Raw genomic sequence first — 21,427 nt, forward strand, 5'->3', positions numbered from 1 at the left:
GCTTATCAACACCTAACCATTTACTAATTTAATTAGCATATAAATCTTTGCCACTTCTTCTGATATCAATTTTAACATTGCTTCGTAAGTATTCTGCTCTTAAAAAGCGTTATCTTTAAAAGCCTATACTTGCTCCTGTCGCTACCAGAATATATTATGTGTTACCTTTCAATGCACCTTAGTTTGCCGCTGCGTCCGCTTCTGCTGGGCCTGCTGCTACTTTGCGCTTTGACTGCAACCGCACAAAAAAAGCCGGTAACCAAACCCATTACCCCTCCCGATACAACTATAGCTACAGACACTACCCGCCGCTTTGAAGATCGCGTGATGAAGAACCTGCGTGAGCTTTCGGAACAAAATACAATGATGGGCAGGCTGCTGAAATCTATCGTGGATTTTAACCCTGAAGAAGACGATCCACTTAACCTAGATGCCGAACTTATAGAGCGGGAATATGAGCGGCATAATTACAAGGTAGTACGCAACATACAGATTGTGGCTTTAGATGCCATTGGTTATTCTATACATGATACTACCAGCATGCCCGGAACCTGGCTTGAGAGAACCGGCAATCTCTTTCATGCAAAAACAAAGCGTGGCCTGATCAGAAACAAGTTGCTGTTTAAAAAGAATGAACCCCTTGAGCCGCTGGCGCTGGTAGAATCAGAACGTTTGCTTCGCCAGACAGATTTTATACTGGATGCCCGCATACTGGTTGATGAACGCACTACCACCGACGATAGCCTGGATGTAGTGGTTATTACCAAAGACGTATTCAGTTTAGGCGGATCGGGTTCTTTTTCACCATCGTCCGGGGCTGGAAGGATAACAGTTCGTGAACTCAATTTTTTAGGTCTAGGCCACCAGCCTGAAGTAACCTATCGCTTTAACCAGAATGCTCCGCGTCCGTGGGAGTTTGCAGGCCGTTATAGTATAGAGAACATTGGCAGGTCCTATATTACAGCCGACGTTGCTTACATTAACCAGAACTATTACAAGGAAAAGAGCGCCTTTCTGCACCGCGATTTTTATGCTACCAATACCCGCTATGCCGGTGCCGTAGGTATAAGTGAAGTAGAAGAACGCATTTTGTTACCACCCACCAGTTCCGACACCATTCCTGTATTTGGCAACCTGGGTTACACCCGCCGCGATGCCTGGTTTGGCCGTGCCTTTCACTTTAAGTCTTATAACCTGGGATACGAACCCCGTACCCCCCTGATAGTAGGAGTAAGAGTGATCGACACAAACTATAAAACTATACCCACCGAGAACTTCCAGAGCAACCAATTATACCTAGGCAGTATTGGTATTAGCGTGCGTAAATATTACAAAGACCGTTACTTATTTGGCTTTGGACGAACTGAAGATATTCCGGCCGGAAGTATAGTTTCAGTTACGGCCGGGTTTGAAGATGGCGCTATAACTAACCGCCGCTACCTGGGGGCTTCCTTCTCTTTTGCCAGGTACAGGCAAAACGCTGGCTACCTGTTTGGTAGTGCATCTTTTGGTTCTTTTATTGACGATGATAGCTGGCAGCAGGGTACATTGCAGGTGCAGTCGTTATACTTTACCAGACTATACGAAAGCGGCAACTGGAAACTGCGCCACTACATTCAGGGTCGTACAACTTTTGGCCTTAACCGCAACCCCGAAGAGCTTCTAACCATAAACAACAACGAGGGACTACGTGGCTTTAACTCGGCACTGCTGCGCGGGAGCAAACGTGTAACACTTAATTACGAAGCTAATATTTACACCCCTTTCTCCTTTTTAGGCTTTAAGCTGGCAACGGTAGCTATTGCAGACGTGGCCTGGCTTTCGGCTGGCAATAAAACAAGCCCTTTTAAAAACAAGCCTTATACCGGCTATGGCATTGGCTTCCGATTCCATAACGAATACCTGTCCTTTAGTACGCTACAGATCCTGTTTAGCTACTATCCACGAACACCTGGCAACGAAGACATCAGCCGTTTTAAAGTTTACGAATCATCCCGACCTTATTACGAATTCACCGATTTTCGTTTCTCGCGTCCCGGTGTAGCGGAGTTCAGGTAATGTCTGTATATCCTTTTTAGTGATTTCACGGTAAGTATAGCTGTTGAATTACAAACTATATCTATGGAAAAGCTAAGAGAGAAATCAGAATATGAAGGAAACCCGGTCGGGTTATCAGATAATACCGCAAAAGTAATGGCTGCTGAACTAGACCGCCATTTATCATCTTTTATTACCCTTTTTAACCAGTACCACAAACACCACTGGATGGTAGAAGGGCCTCAGTTCCGCGACCTGCACCTGTTCTTCGAAGATCATTATACCCAACTGCACGAGCAGTACGATGCCATTGCCGAGCGCCTGACGGTGATGGGTTACTGCCCAACCTGTCACCCTAAAAAGCAACTGGAGCTATCGTACATCGAGCACGAAGAAGAAGGTGTTTACCGGATAAGAGAAATGCTGGCAAAGGATATGGACGATGAGAAAACGATAGCTATAGAGCTGCGCAAAACTATAAAACTGGCCATGCAACACGAAGACTTCGCCACTAAAGCCCTGCTGGAAGGCATCCTAATCAAAACAGAAGACCGCTGTCATCATATTGAGCACTTCTTAGGCGAGGACGGTTTATCTATTGGCTTGATCGCCCGCCCGGAAGACATTATGGAAGAAGACGATAAGAAAAGCCGCAGCAGCAAAGCTGGCTTAAGAACAACAGCCAAGAAGCCTGCAAAAGCAAAAACGAAGTAAGTATAAAGTATAAATTAGAAAGGCAGCTCGTAACCGGGCTGCCTTTTTATTTGAATTATATTTTACTGAATTCCTTGCCTCACAACTTATAAAGCTTCTGTGGCCATTTGGATCTTGTAGTTTTATAGTTTCAGGAGATTCAACCACCCCTAACCCCTCCTTGTCTAAGGCGGGGAGCTTTTCTGCTACAGTTATAGTAGATGTTATAGTTTTATAGTTTCTGTTTAAACACCCCTATAGTCCCCTCAAGGGGACACTTCTGCTACTGCTATAGTTAGAAGTATAGTTTTATAGTTACAGTCCCCGAGCAGACAGGTCGCGACCTGTCTCTAAGGAACTATAACCACGAAAAAGCTAAACGCATATGCTTCTCCATTATACTATAAAGTAAGCTATCGAAGTGTTTTCAGTCTTTGGGTTGAGCGCCTTTGATTTGTTGCGGTGGCGCAGCCAACACGAGGTAACGAGGGTAGCTTCAAATCAGCAGCGCGATGCCCGAAGACGAGGCCCCGCGGCCGTGAGCGCACCAAAGTAAGCTATGATAACTGTAGGCAGGTAGAGCTCCCAGGATTGGTAGTTATTATGGAAGAAAAGGCTTGGTACAGGTTGCAAGCAGCATCAACTAAAGGACATATAAGATCCCTCGACTGCGCTTGGGAGGACAAATAAATAAAAGAAGAAGATTCATCACCTCTTCTTTATACTTAACTCACTACTTATTAGACTTTAGGAGAAATATATAGCCATTTGCTATTTAACTGTGTTACAACTTTTAAAGCCACCTGCTTTTTGTTAGATTTGTAGAACGGCACTTTACAACATAAACAACAACTAACATGGTAGATTTAGGCAATTATAACGAGCTGGAAATAGCCCGTGAAGTAGACTTTGGAGTTTACCTTACTTCTGAAGACGGTGATATTTTGCTACCAAGAAAGTATATACCTGAAGGCGCTAAAGTAGGCGACTTTGTGCGTGTGTTTGTGTACCGCGACTCTGAAGACCGCGTAATTGCCACTAATCTTAAACCTTATGCAACGGTAGGCGAGTTTGCCGGGCTGCTGTGCAAAGACACATCTGGCTTCGGTGCGTTCATGGACTGGGGACTGGAGAAAGACCTGCTGGTGCCGCTCAATAACCAGAAAGATAAAATGGTACCCGGCCGCAGGTACTGCGTGTACATCTATCTAGATGATGCATCAGACCGCATTGTAGGTACATCCAAAATAAACAAATTCCTCAACACCGATATATCCCAACTTAAAGAAGGCGAACAGGTTAATTTATTGATTGCAGATTATACCGACCTTGGTTACAACGTCATCATCAACAACGAGTATAAAGGCCTGCTCTACCGCAACGAAGTTTTTAAAGACCTGGAAATAGGTGACAAAGTACCTGGCTATATTAAAACCATCCGCCCGGATGATAAAGTAGATGTGACGTTGCGCAAACCGGATGCAGATACTTTTAGTGAGATGGATGAGACCGCAGCCAGAGTAATGCAACTACTGGAGGAGCAAGGCGGCACCCTGAACCTGTCTGATAAAAGCGACCCGGAAGACATCTACACTATAGTTGGTGTGAGCAAGAAGATGTTCAAACGTGCCATCGGTAGCCTATATAAAGAAGGCAAAATCCAGCTATTCGACGATTACATTAAACTCAGGCGTTAGGCAGGCCATACTTTCGAAACACTACTCTTTAACAGACCAACAACCTTTTATTGCCGCGCTCCCGTCAGGCGCAGTTAAAACATGCTATACAAGTACCTCACCCTTGCCATAACTTTTACCTTACTTACAGGCACAGCTTCAGCCACTAACACTGACAAAAATAAAGAGCCCGAAGCTGCCGACCTTAAAATGAAAACCACAATGGCCATGCGCGCTACACAAGCGCCTGTGTTGGATGGTTATTTAGAACCCGAAGTATGGCAGCAAGTTCGCCCTGCCACCAACTTTGTACGCTACGACCCGCTCAACGGCAAGCCGTCGTCGCAGGAAACGGAAGTATACCTGCTCTACGATAATGAAGCTGTTTACATCGGGGCAAAATTGCACGACACTGCACCTGATTCTATACTTACCCAACTTGGTGGCCGCGACTCCGGCGAGAATAACGCTGATATGTTTGCCGTGTATTTAGATACTTACAACGACAAGCAGAATGCATTCTCGTTTATGGTTTCGGCGGCAGGTGTTCAAACGGATATTAAATTCTCTCAGGGTCGTGAAGACTGGAACTGGGATGCCGTGTGGGCCAGCAGCACCAAACTGACTGACGAAGGCTGGGTAGTAGAGATGAAGATTCCTTATGGCGCTATCCGCTTTCCGGAAACTGAGGTGCAGACCTGGGGCGTAAACTTTATGCGTGTTATCCGAAGAACCCGTGAGAAATCATACTGGAACCACGTAAACAATTTGGTAGAAGGTTTTGTGAGCCAGGAAGGTCGCGCCATAGGAATAGAAGGTATAAAATCTCCGGTACGTCTGCAGTTTACACCTTATGTATCGGGTTACTTAAACCACTATTCGGGTGACACCAAAGGTAAAAGCAACTATAGCCGCTCGTTGAACGGAGGCATGGATGTGAAATATGGTATAAACGATGCCTTTACACTGGATGTAACCCTGGTACCGGATTTTGGGCAGGCACAGTCAGATAACCAGGTACTGAACTTAAGCCCGTTTGAGGTGAAGTTCGGGGAGAACCGCCAGTTCTTTACCGAAGGCACGGAGCTATTTAATAAAGCAGGTTTATTTTACTCGCGCCGCATTGGAGGCACACCTATGTTTCGCGGCAGTGTAGGCGACTCGCTGCAGGAGAACGAGGTTATACTTGAAAATCCAGGTATAAGCGGACTGCTGAATGCAGCAAAAGTATCTGGCAGAACTATAAAAGGATTGGGTATAGGTTTGTTTAATGCGTTTACGCGCAACATGTACGCGACTGTACAAAATACTGAAACCGGTGAAACCCGCGAAATATTAACCGACCCGTTTACCAACTATAGTGTATTTGTACTTGACCAAACTTTGCCACGCAACTCATTCGTTACTTTTACTAACACCAATGTTAGCCGTACCAAAGGGGTTTACGATGCCAACGTATCGGGTTTACAGCTGCGTTTTGCCGATAAAACGAACAATTTTGCCATACGCGCCGGTGGCAACCTGAGCCAACTATACGGCAGCAATATTATACTTCGTGGCGATACACTACCTGATAAGCTGCATTTAGGACACCAGTATAATGTAAACCTGAGCAAGATAAGTGGCAACCTGCGCTATGGCATTAACCACCACGTAGAGTCTGATACTTATGAGATAAACGACCTTGGCTACCTGAGCAACAACAACGAGATCAGCAACAGTGCCAGCATCAGCTATAACTTTTTTCAGCCTATCTGGAAGTTCCTGAGCTGGGGAAGCAGCATGAGTGTGAGTCAAAGCATGCAGTATGCCCCGCGCGAGTTTGTAAGTACAAGTATGGGCGTGAGCACCAATGTGCGCTTCCGTAACTTTATGAGCTCATACTGGAGTTTTGGCATGCGTCCGGGTAATGCCTACGACTATTATGAGGCACGATCACGAGAGATTCTGAGAGTATTTATAAAGCCACCTGCTTTTGACACCAACATCGGTATCAGCTCTGATTATCGTAAGCGCCTGGCCTTTGATGCATCAACAGGTTTCTGGAGATCTAATCGCTACGACCAGTTCAGCTGGTGGGGTAACCTGAGCCCACGTTTCCGGGTCAACGATAAATTCTCGCTGGTACAGAGCAACAACTATCGCCAGGAGAAACGCAACATCGGGTACGCGGGCAAAGACGAAAACAGCCATATAATTTTTGCAGACCGTACGATCAAAACGTTTACTTCCACCCTGTCGGGGGCTTATATTTTTAACGAAAAAGCCGGTATCACCTTAAACATGCGTCATTACTGGTCTAGTGCTGCTATCCTGGATCTTTATGAGCTAACTGAGACAGGATTTTTACAGTCACCTACTGCTGAGCGCAACGGAAACCTTAACGGCCGTTTCAACAACATAAACTACAATGTATTTAACGTTGATTTAGTATATAGCTGGCGTTTTGCACCAGGCAGCGAGCTGATGGTGGTTTGGAAAAACGAGATAAAGGATCAGCGTAAAGAAATCCAGAACAAGTATATCGAGAATGTTTCTAAAACACTGCAGTCTCCGCAGAACAATAATTTCTCGGTTAAATTATTATACTACATCGACTATATAGCTATTAAAAACGTACTCTCAGCATAAGCCGTAATTTGCCTTATGCACAAAACCCGAAATGCGTTAATTGCTGGTGCCAGCGGTCTGGTAGGTGGCCATTGCCTGCGCCTGCTTCTGGCAAGCGAAAGGTATAGCCAGGTTATATCTGTTGGTCGACGCGAGCTGCCACTTATACACCCCAAGCTAGACCAAAAGGTAATTGATTTTAATAACCTGAAAAAGTATAGCGCAGAACTTGCCGCTGACGACGTATATTGTTGCCTGGGCACCACTATAAAAAAGGCCGGGTCTAAAGAGAACTTCTATAAAGTAGACCATACCTATGTGGCGGAGCTCGCCAGAGTTACGGCTGCCCGAAATGCTGCACAGTTTCTGGTGGTTTCAGCTATGGGGGCTAATGCCGATTCCCTGATCTTTTATAACAAAGTAAAAGGCGAGATGGAACGTGATGTGCAGCAACAAAACTTCAGGGCAGTACATATTTTCAGGCCGTCGTTGCTGTTGGGCGAGCGCGAAGAGCACCGCAGCGGCGAGGAACTGGCTTCTAAAATAATGCGGCCGCTGAGCGGATTGATGTTTGGCCCGCTACGCAAGTATAAGCCAATACTGGGAGAAGATGTAGCCAAAGCCATGTTATATGCCGCCTCTCAACAGGCATCCGGTATCCATATCTATCCATCAGATGAATTAGCTGAGATGGCTGCCAAACTATAGCTTATTACCTGCGTAAAGCCTTAGCATTTATAACAGCTATACTTTATGCAGCATCGCCACTTACGGCACGTTTTCCCAAAAGCCACCCAATACGACCCGGAGTGGGTGCGCATGCACTCGATGGGCGAGAACGTACTCTTTAACCTCGAAAGCCTTACCAAATCGCTGCACCTGAAGCCAGGCATGCGTGTGCTCGACCTGGGGTGCGGCAAAGCAATCAGTTCTATCTTTCTGGCTAAAGAATTTGGGGTTACAGTCTGGGCTGTAGATGAAGCCATCTCGGCAAGCGATAACTATGAGCGCATACTGGAAGAAGGCTGCGAAGACAAAGTTATACCTATTGAAGCCGATGCCCGCTCGCTGCCCTTTGCCGAAGAGTATTTTGATGCCGTAATTGTAGTAGATTCTTATACTTATTTTGGCACAGATGAAAAGTACCTGCCCTACATTGCCCGGTTCGTAAAACCCGATGGCTATATTGCCATTGTGGATGTTTGCTTCACAAAAGAGATTGAGTCGCTGAAGCAGGTACCCAAATTTTTGAAGCGGGATTATCAGAATTACTGGTACTTTATACATAGTGTAAACTGGTGGCGCAAGCTATGGGAGAAAACCGGTTTAGTACAAATTGAAGCTGCCGAAGAACTTTCCGAAGCTGAGGTAGTAAGAGAGCATTACATCAAAGATTTTGAGAAAGAAAAAAAACCGGATGCTTTTGCCAAGGCTCTTAAGCTTGATGATCAGCATTTTATCACTTTTTTTAAGCTAATTGGCCGCAGAACCCGCAGAACGGCCTACTTACAGAGCTATAAAATTGCACCAAAAAATAAGTAAGGCGTACAATAATTGTTCAACTCTGCGTTAGTTGTTTTAATTTTACGCAATCTGGTAAAGCAATTACCAGTTGCACTTTTAACTTTTAACCTTTTCATGAAAACGTTTATTCGAATTTCTTTTGCACTTGCCCTGATTTTGTCAGCAGCATTTAGTGCAAATGCCCAGAGTGGCTACAAAACAGGTATAGGCTTTAGAGGTGGTATTGCATCTGGTCTTACTGTAAAACATTTTATTAAGAGCGATGCCGCCATTGAAGGTATCCTGAGCACTAACTTCAGACACCGTGGTATGGTTATTACAGTGCTTTATGAGAAACATGCACAGGCCTTTAACGCTCGTGGCCTGCAGTGGTACTATGGTTTAGGTGGCCACGTTGGCTTCCACGAAGGTCATTATTATTATCACAAAAATCATGAGCATTACCACGACGACCGGGTAGTGGCATTAGGTATAGATGGCGTGCTTGGTTTGGAATATTATATTCGTGATATACCATTTACCATTGGTGCCGATATCAAGCCATACATCAACATTCCAAGCGGTGGTGGTTACTGGGATTCAGCCCTGCACGTGCGCTACGTATTTTAATTGCTGATAAAGAACTGATTTAAAAAGGTCCTGCTACACATAAGCAGGACCTTTTTTATTTACATGCTTTGATAAAAGTATTATTATGCAGCTTGTTTAGTCTGATTCTAAATTTGCGGTAACTGCAAACAACACGGGTATCAGTTAAGTATAATCAAAGTATAAATCTGAGTTTAACTAAAACCAACATACTATGGAAGCAACATGCAATCACTGCACCCACTGGGAGCAGGACCCAAACAAAATGCAGATGCAAACTAACCAGTTTGGTGTTTGTGATGAACTTACCGGCCAGCACGCTATGGAGCCATCTTATGTATTGCCACTTGTACACGAAGCATCGGCAGATCTTAAACCAAAGCGCTTTGAGATGATAACAGGCGCTGAGTTTGGCTGCAACCACTTTAGCGAGCGCAAGCGTTGGGTATAAATCTAGAAGTATATATAAAAACAAAGGCCCGGCTATAGTTGTAGCCGGGCCTTTGTTTATTAGCTCTAAAACTAACTTACACCTTTTATCGAAAAAAATTTATCTCTTTAATCAAATACAGCTTTAAAAATAAGTATCAGTGAAAATATAAAAAGCATAAGTATAACTCCCCAATATTTGATAAACGAGTTTAAGTCCCCAGCATCAACTATTTTATCATATCCTGTTTTCTCACTTAATATTCTTCTCCATTTCTTATAAGATCGAAAAAATAAATAAGACAAAACGAGTGCAATTAAACCATAAATTAATTCTTTGCTCATAACTCCCTAAAACGCAATATGCAGCAAGGCATCCCCCTGATTTACTACAGGCATGTTATTTAAACCTACCACATAACCAGTAGCCGGTGCATTCATGCGTACTTCCATCTCGCCATAAGGGTCGGTTATACTTCCTATGTTCTGTCCTTTTTTAACATGGTCGCCCGGCTGTATAAGCGTGCGCCACAGTCCGGCATTTTTAGCACGCAGCCAGATATCTTTCATGCATACTACCGTTGGTTCCGTTACTTCGGTGCAGTTAGCAGTCATGCCCAGGTGGTGCAGCACGCGGCAGGTACCCTCCATACCTAATTTTATACCTTTCTCATCAAAGCGCAGGCTCTCGCCGGTCTCATATACAAGTATAGATTTGCCAAGTTTACCAGCTTCTTTACGCAGCGAGCCCTGGCGGTATGGCGCGTTAAGTATAAATGGCGCTGCAAAGGCTTTAGCTAACTCTTCGTTTATATGATCGCCGAGCACACAACGTATCTGGGGGTAATTGGCCCGACTGGACCCACCTGTATGGAAATCAAGGCCGTAATCTACGTACGGCAGCACTTCCTTCATAAAGCGGTAGGCTACGCGGCTGGCTAACGATCCTTCGCGGTTACCCGGGAAACTACGATTCACATCTTTGCCATCGGGCACATCTCTCGAAAAGTTCAGGAAACCATAAATATTGAGAACAGGCACAGCAATTATGGTACCTTTCAGGGGGTACAGCATTTTTTTGGAAAGCATACGCCTGATGATCTCAGTGCCATTCACTTCGTCGCCATGCATACCCGCCATCAGTAATACCACCGGCCCATCGTGCACCGACCGGAAAACGTAAACGGGAATTTCTATTACAGTGCCGCTAGGCAGTTTACTGATTACTAACTTAGTAAGTACTTTTTCACCACGGTCTATACTTCTACCGTTGATAACTATAGTTTCAGGCATTTACTCTTTTATCCTCTTCTTTGGCTTTGTCTGGATCAGACTTTCTACATACTCTATTATTTTTCCGGCTATGTCTTTCTGCGTAGCTTTTTCTATACCTTCCAGACCCGGCGATGAATTTACTTCGAGTATCAGTGGCCCACGTTTTGACTGCAGCATATCCACACCAGCTATACCTAACCCCAATGATTTGGCAGCCAGCAGGGCAGCAGCTTTCTCCTGGCGGGTAAGTTTAATAAGTGTTGCTTTGCCACCGCGGTGCAGGTTAGAGCGGAACTCGCCTTCCTTGCCCTGGCGCTTCATGGCTCCTACTACTTCGCCATTCACAATAAATGCCCTGATATCGGCGCCACCTGCTTCCGAAATAAATTCCTGCACTATAACGCGCGCTTTCAGGTTATGAAATGCTTCAATCACAGACTCTGATGCTTTTTTGGTCTCGGCTAATACAACTCCCAGACCTTGGGTACCCTCCAGCAACTTAATTACCAGCGGCGCGCCTCCTACTTCTTTTACCAACTCCGATGTTTCTTTGGAGTAGTTGGTAAAAGCCGTTTTAGGCATACCAAGTCCGGCGCGGGAAAGTATCTGTAATGAGCGCAGCTTATCTCTGGAGCGAACTATTGCCTGAGAATCCACGGCACTTTTTACTTTCATCATCTCGAACTGGCGTACCACGGCTGTACCGTAAAAGGTAACAGAAGCACCAATCCGCGGAATAACAGCATCAATATCTGTCAGGCGTTCGCCTTTGTAAAGGATGTGCGGGTCGCCCTGCTCTATAATAAGGTCGCAACGCAGGTGGTCGAGTACAATGGCCTGGTGCCCCCGCTGCTCGATGGCCTCCACCAACCGGCGGGTAGAGTACAACTTAGGGTTGCGGGAGAGAATGGCTATCTTCATAAGTTGGTGTGTTTCTGCTTTTGTTTGATCTTATACTTCTGAGAGACATTTTTGCGGGAAACATCTACTATAAACCTGCCTTTTAAAAGCGTGCGCCCAATGAGTACCGGGTACTTCATATCGCTGCGGTCTGAAAGAGAGAACTCTGCCTCCATTACTTCACCGAAAAGCTCGATAGTTGTACGGATAACATAACGTTGCTGCACCTCGCCAAAAGAACTTTTTATTTCGCGCAGGTCGTACTCAGCAAAGCGTAGCTTTTTATGGTTGTATTGCGGATGCGATGGATCAAGCAGCTCTACACAAATAATTTTTTTCCCGTTTGGTGAGGTTTCTTCATGTATATCAGAGCAATGAATGGCCGATGTAAACGCACCTGTATCTATCTTGGCTTCGATCTCCGCTATGTCCAGTTCAGGCAAAGCTACCATTTCTCGGCGGCCAATCACCTTTTTCTCTGGCTTGGGAGCAAGTTTCTTTTCCTCTTTCATCAAAGCGAAGATAGGCTAATTTAATTATGAATTAAGAATTACGAATTAACACAAGCTTAAACTATGGTTCTATCATTTATAATCTCTATGTATTACTATACGAAATTCTGTAAATGGCATTGTTGGTATCATCGGATACAAGTATAGCACCATCCGGCATCACAAGTACATCTACAGGTCGGCCCCAGGCTTTACCATTTTGCAGCCAGCCTTCAGCGAAGGGCTTATAAGAAGCAGCATTGCCCTTCTCATCCAACGTTACCTGCATCAATCGGTAGCCCAGCGGTTCGGAGCGGTTCCAGGAACCATGTTCTGCAATTAGAATCTGGTTCTTATACTGCTCCGGAAACATATCTCCTGTATAAAACTTTAAGCCTAGCGACGCCACATGCGGCCCTAACTTCTGTACTGGTTTTACAAACTCATCGCATTTCCGGTCTTTGCCAAATTCAGGGTCAGCTATTTCGCCGGCATGGCAATACGGGAAACCAAAGTGCTGGCCTTTTTTTGTTGCACGGTTCAGCTCATCAGGTGGAGTGTTATCGCCTAGCATATCGCGGCCGTTATCTGTAAACCATAGCTCCTTTGTTTGTGGGTGCCATGTAAAGCCTACGGTGTTGCGTACGCCTTCTGCAAAAATCTCCATGCCTGTGCCATCTGCATTCAGGCGGGTTATAGTGGAGTAAACCTGGTTTTCTTCTTTACAAACGTTGCAGGGCGCACCAACCGGCACATATAGTTTCCCATCCGGACCAAAAGCAATATACTTCCAGCCGTGGTGTTCGTCGCTTGGGTACTTGTCATAAACCACTTCGTACTTCGGCTTGTTGCGCATGTTCTGTTCTATATCCGGGAACTTGATAATGCGGCTGATCTCGGCAACATACAGGTCACCATCTTTAAGAGCTACACCATTCGGGGCCTTCAAGCCTGATGCTACCACTATAGTTTCGTCTGCTTTTCCGTCTTTGTCCTTATCAACTATAGCAAATACTTTATCGCTGCTGCGCGTGCCCACAAATAACACTCCTGAAGGACTCATGGCCATAGAGCGGGCATTCTCTATATTTTTAGCGAAATAATCTATTTTAAAGCCATCAGGCAGTTTTATCTTTTGCAAGCTTTCATCTGCAGGCTCACTTGGTTCGTCGTTTTTAGCTGTTTCTTTTGCCTGTTCATTTTCGGTTTTGGTTTCTGTTTCAGAAGAACAGGCCGTACCTAAGGCTAGTACAGAGAGGCACAGGGCAAGCAGGCGGTTCTGGTATTTCATAGTGCTTAATGTTGGAGATGTTACAAGTATAAATCTAAGCTATAGTTCGAGATAAGTATACTTAGCATCAAACACAATGTTTTCAGAACCTTTATTTAATCAAGATTCAGGCTCTTACGCTTGTGCAGCAATTCAGCAACGTCCTGCAACAGGTTTGAGTGGCCTGTCTTTAAAATAACAAGTTCACCTTTATCAAGCGCGTCCATAAATACACTCACACGTCTTGGCGAGATTATCTCATCATATTCACCCAGGAACATAGTTACTGGTATTTTATACTTGTTGAGCAAACGCACGATCTGGCGGATGTCAAAATTCAACTCCCGGAAACCGATCCAACTACGGTACACGCGCAGGCGTTTGGCAGTGCTGTCCATCTGGTAATGCGCAAACCGGATCAGGCTTTTGTGTGCCAGGTTATACTTGTTGAGCACCTGCAGGAATTTAAAGAAAGGCTCCGGCTTAATGACGGTGCGTTTAAAAAGCTGCTGCATCCAGCCGGGGTAAGTGGCAATGTTGTACCAGAAGCTTGTCTTGATACCGTCAGGAGCGATCAGGTATAGTTCTTCTACTCGCTCCGGCATCTGCTCTATCAGGGTCAGGGCAAACTTGCCGCCCATGCTAAAGCCCATCACCGAAAACCGCTCTATTTTATACTTTTCCAGAAAGTGCTCTATTATCTCCTTCAGGAATTCCTTTGTAAGCGGCATATCGTCTTTATGCAGCCTGCTGCCCCCATGAAAGAACAGGTCGAAGGCATAAATGGTATAGTCGTGGCCAAGGGCATGCTCCATAGGGTGGTAATACAAGCTGCTCTGCCCATACCCATGAAAAGCCAGTAGCACTTTGTTCCCATCGCCTATTACGCGGTAATGTAACTTCGATTTATCCCTGATCAGGTACAACTTCTAATTATAAATGATGAATTAAAAATCATGAATGGTAACACTAAACTATAGTTTATTCGTCATGCATACAATTTGGTTGTCTTAACCACAGGTTCAGGAAGATCAAACGATTCATCTCACATCATAATCTGTTAGGACTATAATAATCTTCAGCTTGAATTATAGTCTTGATACCCCACCCGAAACTATAAATTTCATAACATCGGAGCTTGGTAGGTTAAGGTAGGTAATGTTGCGATGAGGTACCAGAAAGAGCTCTCCGGAGAAGTTATAAGAGTGCGGGAAGTATACGGCCACTTTGTCATCAATATTTAGCTTTTCCAGCACATCCTGCGTCACAAAACCCAGTTTATAATTCTCGGAATCTTCGGTCATCTTCACCATCACAGGTTTGTTAAACTTCTGGTTATCACCCACAAAAGCATTAAACAGATCGCGTACACTGGAATAGACAATGCCAACTAACGGCACCTTATGAAAGATGCGCTCGGTAAGTATAATAAAAGGCTTAACGAGGAAAGAAGACCCGATAAAGCCAACCAGCGTCAGCAGGACCACCATCAGCAGAATGCCTAACCCTGGTATGCCCAGGTCGAACATACCGTTCAGCCAGTCTATAATGGCTACCACTATCCAGACGGTAATGGTAAAGGGTGCTATAATCAGAAGTCCGTTAAGGAAATAACTGAATAAACGTTTCATGTTGTAGGGTTCACAAAAAAGGCTTTGCCGAAGCAAAGCCTAAATGTAGCAAAAATGCTTATATTTTATAGTTGCTATACTTAGTAAACAGGCTCGGTTAGTGCGGCTATGCCATCGGCCACCTGCTGCATCAGCCACATCGGCGTAGAAGTTGCCCCACAAATACCTACACTGTTGGCGTTCACAAACCAGTCTTTCTCCAGTTCGGTCTCGTTCTCGATAAAGTAGCTGTTAGGGTTATGCTGCTTACATACGCTGTACAGAGCCTTACCGTTCGAGCTTTTTTTGCCGCTCACAAATATCAGCACATCGTGCTCAGTAGCAAACCTCGACAGTTGTGGCTCCCTGTTCGATACCTGGCGACAGATACTATCGTTGGCATCAAACTCAGGCTGTGTACTGTCTTCGTTGGCTTGTTTTATACGCTCTTCTATTAATGCTTTTATGTGGTAGAAGCCTTTGGTGCTCTTGGTAGTCTGGCTGAAGAGTGTTACCGGACGTTTGAAATCGATCTTATCCAGGTCTTCTTCGGTGGTAACTATAATGGCTTCGTCGCGGGTCTGGCCTGCCAAACCTATCACTTCAGCGTGCCCTACCTGGCCATAAATCACAATCTGACCGTTGTCTTCTTTAATAGAATCGAAAGCATGCTTTACACGGTTCTGCAGTTTGAGCACTACAGGACAGCTTGCATCAATCAGTTCCAGGTTATTCTCCAGCGCTATCTGGTATGTTTCCGGTGGTTCACCGTGTGCACGGATCAGCACTTTACAGTCGCGGAGGTTGCGCAGTTCCTCGCGGTCTATTACACGAAGGCCTTTGGCATAAAGGCGCTGCACTTCCATGCTGTTATGCACTATGTCACCGAGGCAATATAGTTCTTCTACATGTTCCATTTCGTCCTCAGCCATTTGTATGGCAAATTCAACGCCGAAACAGTATCCAGAATTTTTATCTATCGTGATGGTCATGGCTTACTCTTCTTAATTCTGCTCTACAGTATACTTTTGTTCAAGCAACTTAGATGCCACCTTATGCATTACAAATTCCACCTGCTCATCAATCGTCATGTGGGAAGTATCCAGCAGATCGGCATCATCAGCACGACGCAACGGGCTCTCAGCTCTTGTAGAGTCTATATGGTCGCGCTTTTTAAGATTCTCTTTTATATCATTCAGGTTTACCAGCTGGTTTTTAACCAACAGCTCCTGCTGGCGGCGCTTCGCTCTGGTATCTACGTCAGCAGTCATAAATATCTTTACTTCGGCATCCGGGAAAACAGCGGTACCAATGTCACGGCCATCCATTACCACTCCACGGCGCTTGCCCATTTTCTGCTGCTGCGCCACCATGGCACGTCGCACTTCCGGCACCACGCTTACTTCACTCACCTGGTTTGAGATATACATTTTGCGTATCTCATCTTCCACGTTCAGACCGTTCAGGTACGTTTCGTTGCGCTGTGTTTTAGGATTATAATGGAACGTGATGTCGATGTTGTTTAGTGCATCCTTTATTTCTTTCGGATTTGTAAGGGACACATGATGATCGAGGAAGTATAGCGTAACCGCCCGGTACATGGCACCGGTATCAATGTAGGCGTAGCCTAGTTCGGCTGCCACCTGCTTGGCCGTTGTGCTTTTGCCGCACGATGAATGGCCATCTAACGCGATCACGATTTTCTTCATAAAAACAAGGTAAGTATTAATTGGAATCACAAGGGCAGGGAGCTTTACCGCGCTTGCTCATTTTCTGGTATTTAGCCGTTTTTTTCTGCTGTGCGGTCTTTTGGCTGCAACTACTCAAAGAGCCGGTTGCCAGAACGCACGCTATTACCAAATATGAAATTATCTTTCTCAAAACGACTGTATTTAATGCAAATATAAAGTAATTTACGGGTTCGAGCCCCATTTGCAGGCAATTTATCTAAACTAACACCTAACACCATGCAGGCAGCCTACACCGTTTCCGGACGTATTATAGATATACACAACAAAGAGATATTTGAAGGTACAGTTCATGTTGCAAACGGCCGCATTTCTAAAATAGTTCGTGAAGCTACCAATGCCACAAATTATATTTTACCCGGTTTTGTAGATGCCCACGTGCACGTAGAAAGCTCTATGCTGGTGCCTTGTGAGTTTGCCCGACTGGCTGTAGTACATGGCACTGTAGCTACCATTTCTGACCCGCACGAGATAGGCAATGTACTGGGCGTGAAAGGTGTGGAATACATGATAGAGAACGGTAAAAAAACTCCTTTCAAATTTTACTTCGGAGCGCCATCGTGTGTACCAGCTACTCCTTTCGAGACGGCCGGTGCCGAGATAACGGCTGCCGACATAGAAGAATTGTTTAAGCGCGACGAAATTGTATACTTAGCCGAGATGATGAACTGGCCCGGCGTGCTGCACCGCGACCCGGTGGTGATGGAGAAGATAGAGCTGGCTAAAAAGTATGGCAAAGCAGTTGATGGCCACGCTCCCGGTTTGATGGGCGAGCAAGCCAAACTATATGCATCTGCCGGCATCACTACCGACCACGAATGCTTTACCGCCGAAGAAGCGCTGGACAAACTGGCTGTAGATATGAAGATACTGATACGCGAAGGCAGCGCCGCCAAGAACTTCGAAGCACTAATACCTTTACTGCCGCAACACTACCAGAATATCATGTTCTGCTCCGACGACAAGCACCCGGACAACTTAGTTGAAGGCCACATTAACCTGCTGGTAAAGCGCGCGCTGGCAAAAGGCAACGACCTGTTTCATGTATTGCAGGCGGCAAGTATAAACCCTGTTGAGCACTATAAACTAAACGTAGGCCTGCTCCGCGAAAACGATCCTGCTGATTTTATACTTGTAGACGACCTGGATAACTTTAATGTGCTGGCCACTTACATTAATGGTGAAATGGTTGCTGAGAAGGGCAAGTCCAATATTGCATTTACTGAGAGTGAAACCATAAATAACTTTAATACGAGCCCTAAAACGCCGGAGCAATTTGCCGTACCTTCCGCAGATGCTCACAAAATAAGAGTAATTGAAGCTTTTGACGGGCAGCTGATAACCAAAGAAGGTATAGTTGAACCGAAGATCGAGAATGGATTTATAGTTTCGGATGTGGCCAACGATATACTGAAAATGACCGTGGTGAATCGTTATGAAGAAGCTGAGCCTGCTGTAGCATTCATCAAAAATATAGGCATAAAGCAGGGTGCTATCGCTTCCTCGGTAGGGCACGATTCGCATAACATTATAGCCGTTGGCGTGGATGATGAAAGTATAACCAGAGCTGTAAATCTTATCATTGAGGCTAAAGGTGGTGTATCGGCGGTTGACGGAGATCGGGAGCAATTACTACCATTGCCGGTAGCCGGCATTATGTCTGCCGAAGATGGATATAAGGTAGCTGAGGCTTACTCAGGTATAGATAAGATGAGCAAAGAGATGGGCAGCAACCTGGCCTCCCCGTTCATGACGCTTTCGTTTATGGCTCTGCTGGTTATCCCTTCCCTTAAGTTAAGTGATAAAGGATTATTTAACGGCGATACCTTTTCGTTCGTACCACTTATTAAAGCATAACATTATTCCGGTGCCTGGAGCACGGCTGTAAATGGAAGAATTACTTATATTCTTTATTGGTATACTTGTCAGCGGTTTCGGAACGGTTATCGGGTTTGGTGGTGGTGTTTTTATGGTGCCCATCCTGATCATCTTCTTCGGTTACAACATCGAGATCGCTATTGGCTCCACGATGGCGGCACTGGTACCAGCCTCCTTTATTGCTTCCGTCTTTAACCTCCGCGACAGAACTATAGATTACCTGGTAGGCACATTAATTCAGCTGCCGGCAATAGCAGGCACGGTACTGGGGGCTTTTATGGTGGCGTTTCTCCCGGTGCTTAAACTGCAGCTTATTTTTGCTCTTTTTGTGATAGCCGTCGGCTTTGCAATGGTTATACCTGCCAAACAGAAAGCTACTACCAACCATGCAGGTATGATGTACCGGATGCGTCGTGTGCCAACAACCTTTATCCGCAAAAACAGAGCGAAGCACCTGGCTTACAGGTTAAATGGCGGCGTTGTTTCTACGCTGGGATTTGCCTCAGGTATAATGGCAGGTTTATTCGGGATAGGTGGTGGATTTGTACAAACACCCATGATGATAAAACTCTTTAAAATTCCTGCCCAGATCGCTACCTCCACTTCCTTATTCATACTTGTTATTACGAGCTTTACAGGTTTCATCACGCACTTCCTGTTAGGCAATGTTCTTTGGAGTCGCTGCCTTCCTTTGATTGCAGCATTTGCCCTTGGCGCTTTGGGGGGCAACCTGTACAAACAAACACGCGGCAAACTAACCAACATGGAAACTATGATCGGGATCGGACTTTTTATGGCTGGCTTAGGAGTGCTGCTCAACCTGGCCGTTAAATCAAAAGTGGGTATAGGTTTCTCTTTTTAAAGAAACAAAAAAGGCCACTGCTGTTACAGGGCCCGCTTCTAATCAGAGTTCAGTTAAGCTATACTTTATCCGCTCTTTCGCTTGGGAAATACTTTTGTAGCAGCTTATCCATTTTATCGGCTGTAAGTGGTTTGGTAATATATTCCGCCGAGTATTTATTGACTATATCAGTATCCTGAGGGTGGGTAGAAGTAGTCAGCACTACCATTACAATCCCTTCTCTAAAGTCCTGGTTAAGGCGTTCGTAAAGGTCCAGCATTTCAAAACCATCCATCACCGGCATGTTGATATCCAGGAATATCATTTCCGGTTTAAAATACTCTGAGCTGCCAGGGTCGTAGTTATTATTGCTGACATTATACAGGTAATCAAAAGCCTGCTTTCCATTTATAAAAGTATGAACGTGCTCGGTTATCTGCATCCTGTCCAGCAGGCGCTCGTTTAGAAAGTTTGTTGTTTCATCATCATCGATGAGTAGTATACCGGAGAGTTTTTTCATTCTTAAATAATCGCTCAAAACTTAATGCTATTCAGGCTAAAAACATGTATTAAACACTTTTTAGTGCCACAGAAAAGCATTTTACAGCTAGTTAATAGTTATTAACCTTTCAGCTTACCGTATTACTGGCCTGCAAAGCTTTACTCAGAAAGTTACGCAGACCAAGCTAAATACAAGCCTTAAAATACTACGTCTGAAATAGCACGAGGTGCTTCAATTATAAAGAAATAAGAAGCAAATTCGAAATTATACTTTAGCTAAAGATACAAAAAAGAACAGCCCGACCAATAAGCCGGGCTGTTCTTTCTAAAATCTATACTTTATACTTAGTCGATATAACCTTGTGTGCGCATCCAGTCATCGTTGTAGATCTTACCAAGGTAACGTGTACCATGGTCCGGAAGCAGCACTACGATCACATCATCTTCTGTTAAGTTATTTTCGCGGGCATATTCCAATGCACCATATACAGCCGTACCGCAAGACCAGCCCACAAACAGGCCTTCTTCTTTTGCCAGTCTTCTGGTCATCACAGCGCCATCCTTGTCTGTAACTTTAATAAACTGATCGATCAGGTCGAAGTCTACGTTCTTCGGCAGGATATCTTCACCTATACCTTCGGTAGCGTAAGAGTAGATCTCGTTCTCGTCGAAAATACCAGTCTCTTTATACTTTTTGAAAACAGAGCCATACGTGTCGATACCAATCGTTTTAACATTCGGGTTCTTCTCCTTCAGGTATTTAGAAATTCCTGTAACAGTTCCGCCTGTACCTACACCTGTAATAAAGTGGGTTACTTTACCTTCCGTCTGCTCCCATATTTCAGGGCCGGTGCTTTCGTAGTGGGCTGCCCAGTTCGACATGTTGTCGTACTGGTTCGGGTAAAATGAATTTGGTATTTCTTGGTTAAGGCGCTTAGCTACTGAGTAATACGAATCCGGGTGCTCCGGTGCAACGTTGGTAGGGCAGACCACCACTTCGGCACCTACCGCACGCAGTATGTCCATTTTCTCTTTGCTCTGCTTATCAGCTAATGTAAAAATACATTTATAACCTTTGGCAATGGCGGCAAGCGCAAGGCCCATACCTGTATTGCCTGATGTTCCTTCAATGATTGTTCCGCCCGGCTTCAGGATACCTGCTTTCTCGGCGTCTTCAATCATTTTAATTGCCATGCGGTCTTTTACAGAGTTACCTGGATTAAGATATTCTACTTTGGCAAGTATGGTAGCTTTTACGTCTTTGGTTACGTTATTAAGCTTTACCATCGGGGTGTTACCGATCGCTTCGGTAATATGGTTCAGATACTTCATGTGAGGTATTTTTGAATTCGGTGC

General features: G+C 44.9%; 19 protein-coding genes and 1 pseudogene. 10 read left to right on the plus strand and 10 right to left on the minus strand.

Annotated elements, in window-relative coordinates; all coding sequences use genetic code 11:
• Positions 1 to 156 precede the first annotated feature (156 nt).
• The 8 genes from MJ612_RS11045 to MJ612_RS11080 all read left to right on the plus strand — a co-directional run bounded on the left by MJ612_RS11045 (position 157) and on the right by MJ612_RS11080 (position 9,579).
• A complete protein-coding gene (locus MJ612_RS11045) occupies positions 157 to 2,058 on the plus strand; it encodes a BamA/TamA family outer membrane protein (protein ID WP_250419126.1) in 1,902 nt (633 codons plus the stop codon).
• A gap of 63 nt (positions 2,059 to 2,121) precedes the next feature.
• Entirely contained in the window at positions 2,122 to 2,751 is a 630-nt protein-coding gene (locus MJ612_RS11050; protein WP_187033588.1) for a Dps family protein, read from the plus strand.
• A gap of 836 nt (positions 2,752 to 3,587) precedes the next feature.
• On the plus strand, positions 3,588 to 4,427 hold the full coding sequence (locus MJ612_RS11055; RefSeq protein ID WP_187033589.1) for a CvfB family protein: 840 nt from the start codon (positions 3,588 to 3,590) through the stop codon (positions 4,425 to 4,427).
• A gap of 81 nt (positions 4,428 to 4,508) precedes the next feature.
• Positions 4,509 to 7,037, plus strand: coding sequence for a DUF5916 domain-containing protein (locus tag MJ612_RS11060; RefSeq protein WP_187033590.1), 2,529 nt, complete (start codon positions 4,509 to 4,511; stop codon positions 7,035 to 7,037).
• A 15-nt stretch (positions 7,038 to 7,052) separates the two neighbouring features.
• Positions 7,053 to 7,724, plus strand: a complete 672-nt coding sequence (locus MJ612_RS11065; RefSeq protein WP_187033591.1) for an oxidoreductase — start codon at positions 7,053 to 7,055, stop codon at positions 7,722 to 7,724.
• Positions 7,725 to 7,769: 45 nt separating this feature from the next.
• The gene (locus tag MJ612_RS11070) at positions 7,770 to 8,558 is read left to right on the plus strand and encodes an SAM-dependent methyltransferase (RefSeq protein WP_187033592.1); all 789 of its coding nucleotides are present in this window, start codon (positions 7,770 to 7,772) and stop codon (positions 8,556 to 8,558) included.
• Positions 8,559 to 8,654: 96 nt separating this feature from the next.
• Positions 8,655 to 9,149 carry a hypothetical protein gene (locus tag MJ612_RS11075; protein ID WP_187033593.1) on the plus strand — a complete coding sequence of 165 codons (495 nt, stop codon included), beginning with the start codon at positions 8,655 to 8,657 and terminating at the stop codon, positions 9,147 to 9,149.
• Positions 9,150 to 9,342: 193 nt separating this feature from the next.
• On the plus strand, positions 9,343 to 9,579 hold the full coding sequence (locus MJ612_RS11080) for a hypothetical protein (RefSeq protein ID WP_187033594.1): 237 nt from the start codon (positions 9,343 to 9,345) through the stop codon (positions 9,577 to 9,579).
• A 329-nt stretch (positions 9,580 to 9,908) separates the two neighbouring features.
• Here MJ612_RS11080 and MJ612_RS11085 read toward each other — a convergent pair whose 3' ends face one another.
• From MJ612_RS11085 to cmk, 8 genes are all read right to left on the minus strand, one after another.
• Positions 9,909 to 10,850, minus strand: a complete 942-nt coding sequence (locus tag MJ612_RS11085) for a succinylglutamate desuccinylase/aspartoacylase family protein (protein WP_187033595.1) — start codon at positions 10,848 to 10,850, stop codon at positions 9,909 to 9,911.
• The gene (rimK, locus tag MJ612_RS11090) at positions 10,851 to 11,753 is read right to left on the minus strand and encodes a 30S ribosomal protein S6--L-glutamate ligase (protein ID WP_187033596.1); all 903 of its coding nucleotides are present in this window, start codon (positions 11,751 to 11,753) and stop codon (positions 10,851 to 10,853) included.
• On the minus strand, positions 11,750 to 12,244 hold the full coding sequence (locus tag MJ612_RS11095; protein ID WP_187033597.1) for an ATP-dependent zinc protease family protein: 495 nt from the start codon (positions 12,242 to 12,244) through the stop codon (positions 11,750 to 11,752). Before MJ612_RS11095 ends, rimK begins: the two co-directional genes overlap by 4 nt.
• An 85-nt stretch (positions 12,245 to 12,329) precedes the next feature.
• Positions 12,330 to 13,514, minus strand: coding sequence for a PQQ-dependent sugar dehydrogenase (locus tag MJ612_RS11100; protein ID WP_187033598.1), 1,185 nt, complete (start codon positions 13,512 to 13,514; stop codon positions 12,330 to 12,332).
• 95 nt (positions 13,515 to 13,609) lie between these two features.
• Positions 13,610 to 14,419, minus strand: a complete 810-nt coding sequence (locus tag MJ612_RS11105; RefSeq protein WP_187033599.1) for an alpha/beta fold hydrolase — start codon at positions 14,417 to 14,419, stop codon at positions 13,610 to 13,612.
• A gap of 162 nt (positions 14,420 to 14,581) precedes the next feature.
• Complete coding sequence (locus tag MJ612_RS11110; protein WP_187033600.1) at positions 14,582 to 15,124, minus strand: DUF502 domain-containing protein; 543 nt, start codon at positions 15,122 to 15,124, stop codon at positions 14,582 to 14,584.
• A gap of 80 nt (positions 15,125 to 15,204) precedes the next feature.
• On the minus strand, positions 15,205 to 16,095 hold the full coding sequence (locus MJ612_RS11115; RefSeq protein ID WP_187033601.1) for a 4-hydroxy-3-methylbut-2-enyl diphosphate reductase: 891 nt from the start codon (positions 16,093 to 16,095) through the stop codon (positions 15,205 to 15,207).
• Positions 16,096 to 16,107: 12 nt separating this feature from the next.
• Positions 16,108 to 16,812, minus strand: coding sequence for a (d)CMP kinase (gene cmk, locus MJ612_RS11120; protein WP_187033602.1), 705 nt, complete (start codon positions 16,810 to 16,812; stop codon positions 16,108 to 16,110).
• Between the two features lie 258 nt (positions 16,813 to 17,070).
• Here cmk and ade point away from each other — a divergent pair, with 258 nt between their 5' ends.
• Positions 17,071 to 18,708, plus strand: coding sequence for an adenine deaminase (gene ade / locus MJ612_RS11125; protein ID WP_187033603.1), 1,638 nt, complete (start codon positions 17,071 to 17,073; stop codon positions 18,706 to 18,708).
• Positions 18,709 to 18,739: 31 nt separating this feature from the next.
• Positions 18,740 to 19,591, plus strand: a complete 852-nt coding sequence (locus tag MJ612_RS11130) for a sulfite exporter TauE/SafE family protein (RefSeq protein WP_187033604.1) — start codon at positions 18,740 to 18,742, stop codon at positions 19,589 to 19,591.
• A gap of 58 nt (positions 19,592 to 19,649) precedes the next feature.
• On the opposite strand, the gene MJ612_RS11135 is transcribed toward MJ612_RS11130, so the two are convergent.
• The gene (locus MJ612_RS11135; protein WP_187033605.1) at positions 19,650 to 20,090 is read right to left on the minus strand and encodes a response regulator; all 441 of its coding nucleotides are present in this window, start codon (positions 20,088 to 20,090) and stop codon (positions 19,650 to 19,652) included.
• Positions 20,091 to 20,419: 329 nt separating this feature from the next.
• Positions 20,420 to 21,403: pseudogene (locus MJ612_RS11140) on the minus strand (PLP-dependent cysteine synthase family protein); the annotation flags it as partial.
• Positions 21,404 to 21,427: the final 24 nt, after the last annotated feature.

Origin of the sequence: Pontibacter deserti, assembly GCF_023630255.1 — a bacterium.
GTDB lineage: Bacteria > Bacteroidota > Bacteroidia > Cytophagales > Hymenobacteraceae > Pontibacter > Pontibacter deserti.

Excerpts from the sequence above, each read along its gene's own strand:
- MJ612_RS11045 (WP_250419126.1), top strand. The coding sequence starts at position 157 with ATGTGTTACCTTTCAATGCACCTTAGTTTGCCGCTGCGTCCGCTTCTG.
- MJ612_RS11050 (WP_187033588.1), top strand. The coding sequence starts at position 2,122 with ATGGAAAAGCTAAGAGAGAAATCAGAATATGAAGGAAACCCGGTCGGG.
- MJ612_RS11055 (WP_187033589.1), top strand. The coding sequence starts at position 3,588 with ATGGTAGATTTAGGCAATTATAACGAGCTGGAAATAGCCCGTGAAGTA.
- MJ612_RS11060 (WP_187033590.1), top strand. The coding sequence starts at position 4,509 with ATGCTATACAAGTACCTCACCCTTGCCATAACTTTTACCTTACTTACA.
- MJ612_RS11065 (WP_187033591.1), top strand. The coding sequence starts at position 7,053 with ATGCACAAAACCCGAAATGCGTTAATTGCTGGTGCCAGCGGTCTGGTA.
- MJ612_RS11070 (WP_187033592.1), top strand. The coding sequence starts at position 7,770 with ATGCAGCATCGCCACTTACGGCACGTTTTCCCAAAAGCCACCCAATAC.
- MJ612_RS11075 (WP_187033593.1), top strand. The coding sequence starts at position 8,655 with ATGAAAACGTTTATTCGAATTTCTTTTGCACTTGCCCTGATTTTGTCA.
- MJ612_RS11080 (WP_187033594.1), top strand. The coding sequence starts at position 9,343 with ATGGAAGCAACATGCAATCACTGCACCCACTGGGAGCAGGACCCAAAC.
- MJ612_RS11085 (WP_187033595.1), bottom strand. The coding sequence starts at position 10,850 with ATGCCTGAAACTATAGTTATCAACGGTAGAAGTATAGACCGTGGTGAA.
- rimK (WP_187033596.1), bottom strand. The coding sequence starts at position 11,753 with ATGAAGATAGCCATTCTCTCCCGCAACCCTAAGTTGTACTCTACCCGC.
- MJ612_RS11095 (WP_187033597.1), bottom strand. The coding sequence starts at position 12,244 with ATGAAAGAGGAAAAGAAACTTGCTCCCAAGCCAGAGAAAAAGGTGATT.
- MJ612_RS11100 (WP_187033598.1), bottom strand. The coding sequence starts at position 13,514 with ATGAAATACCAGAACCGCCTGCTTGCCCTGTGCCTCTCTGTACTAGCC.
- MJ612_RS11110 (WP_187033600.1), bottom strand. The coding sequence starts at position 15,124 with ATGAAACGTTTATTCAGTTATTTCCTTAACGGACTTCTGATTATAGCA.
- MJ612_RS11115 (WP_187033601.1), bottom strand. The coding sequence starts at position 16,095 with ATGACCATCACGATAGATAAAAATTCTGGATACTGTTTCGGCGTTGAA.
- cmk (WP_187033602.1), bottom strand. The coding sequence starts at position 16,812 with ATGAAGAAAATCGTGATCGCGTTAGATGGCCATTCATCGTGCGGCAAA.
- ade (WP_187033603.1), top strand. The coding sequence starts at position 17,071 with ATGCAGGCAGCCTACACCGTTTCCGGACGTATTATAGATATACACAAC.
- MJ612_RS11130 (WP_187033604.1), top strand. The coding sequence starts at position 18,740 with ATGGAAGAATTACTTATATTCTTTATTGGTATACTTGTCAGCGGTTTC.
- MJ612_RS11135 (WP_187033605.1), bottom strand. The coding sequence starts at position 20,090 with ATGAAAAAACTCTCCGGTATACTACTCATCGATGATGATGAAACAACA.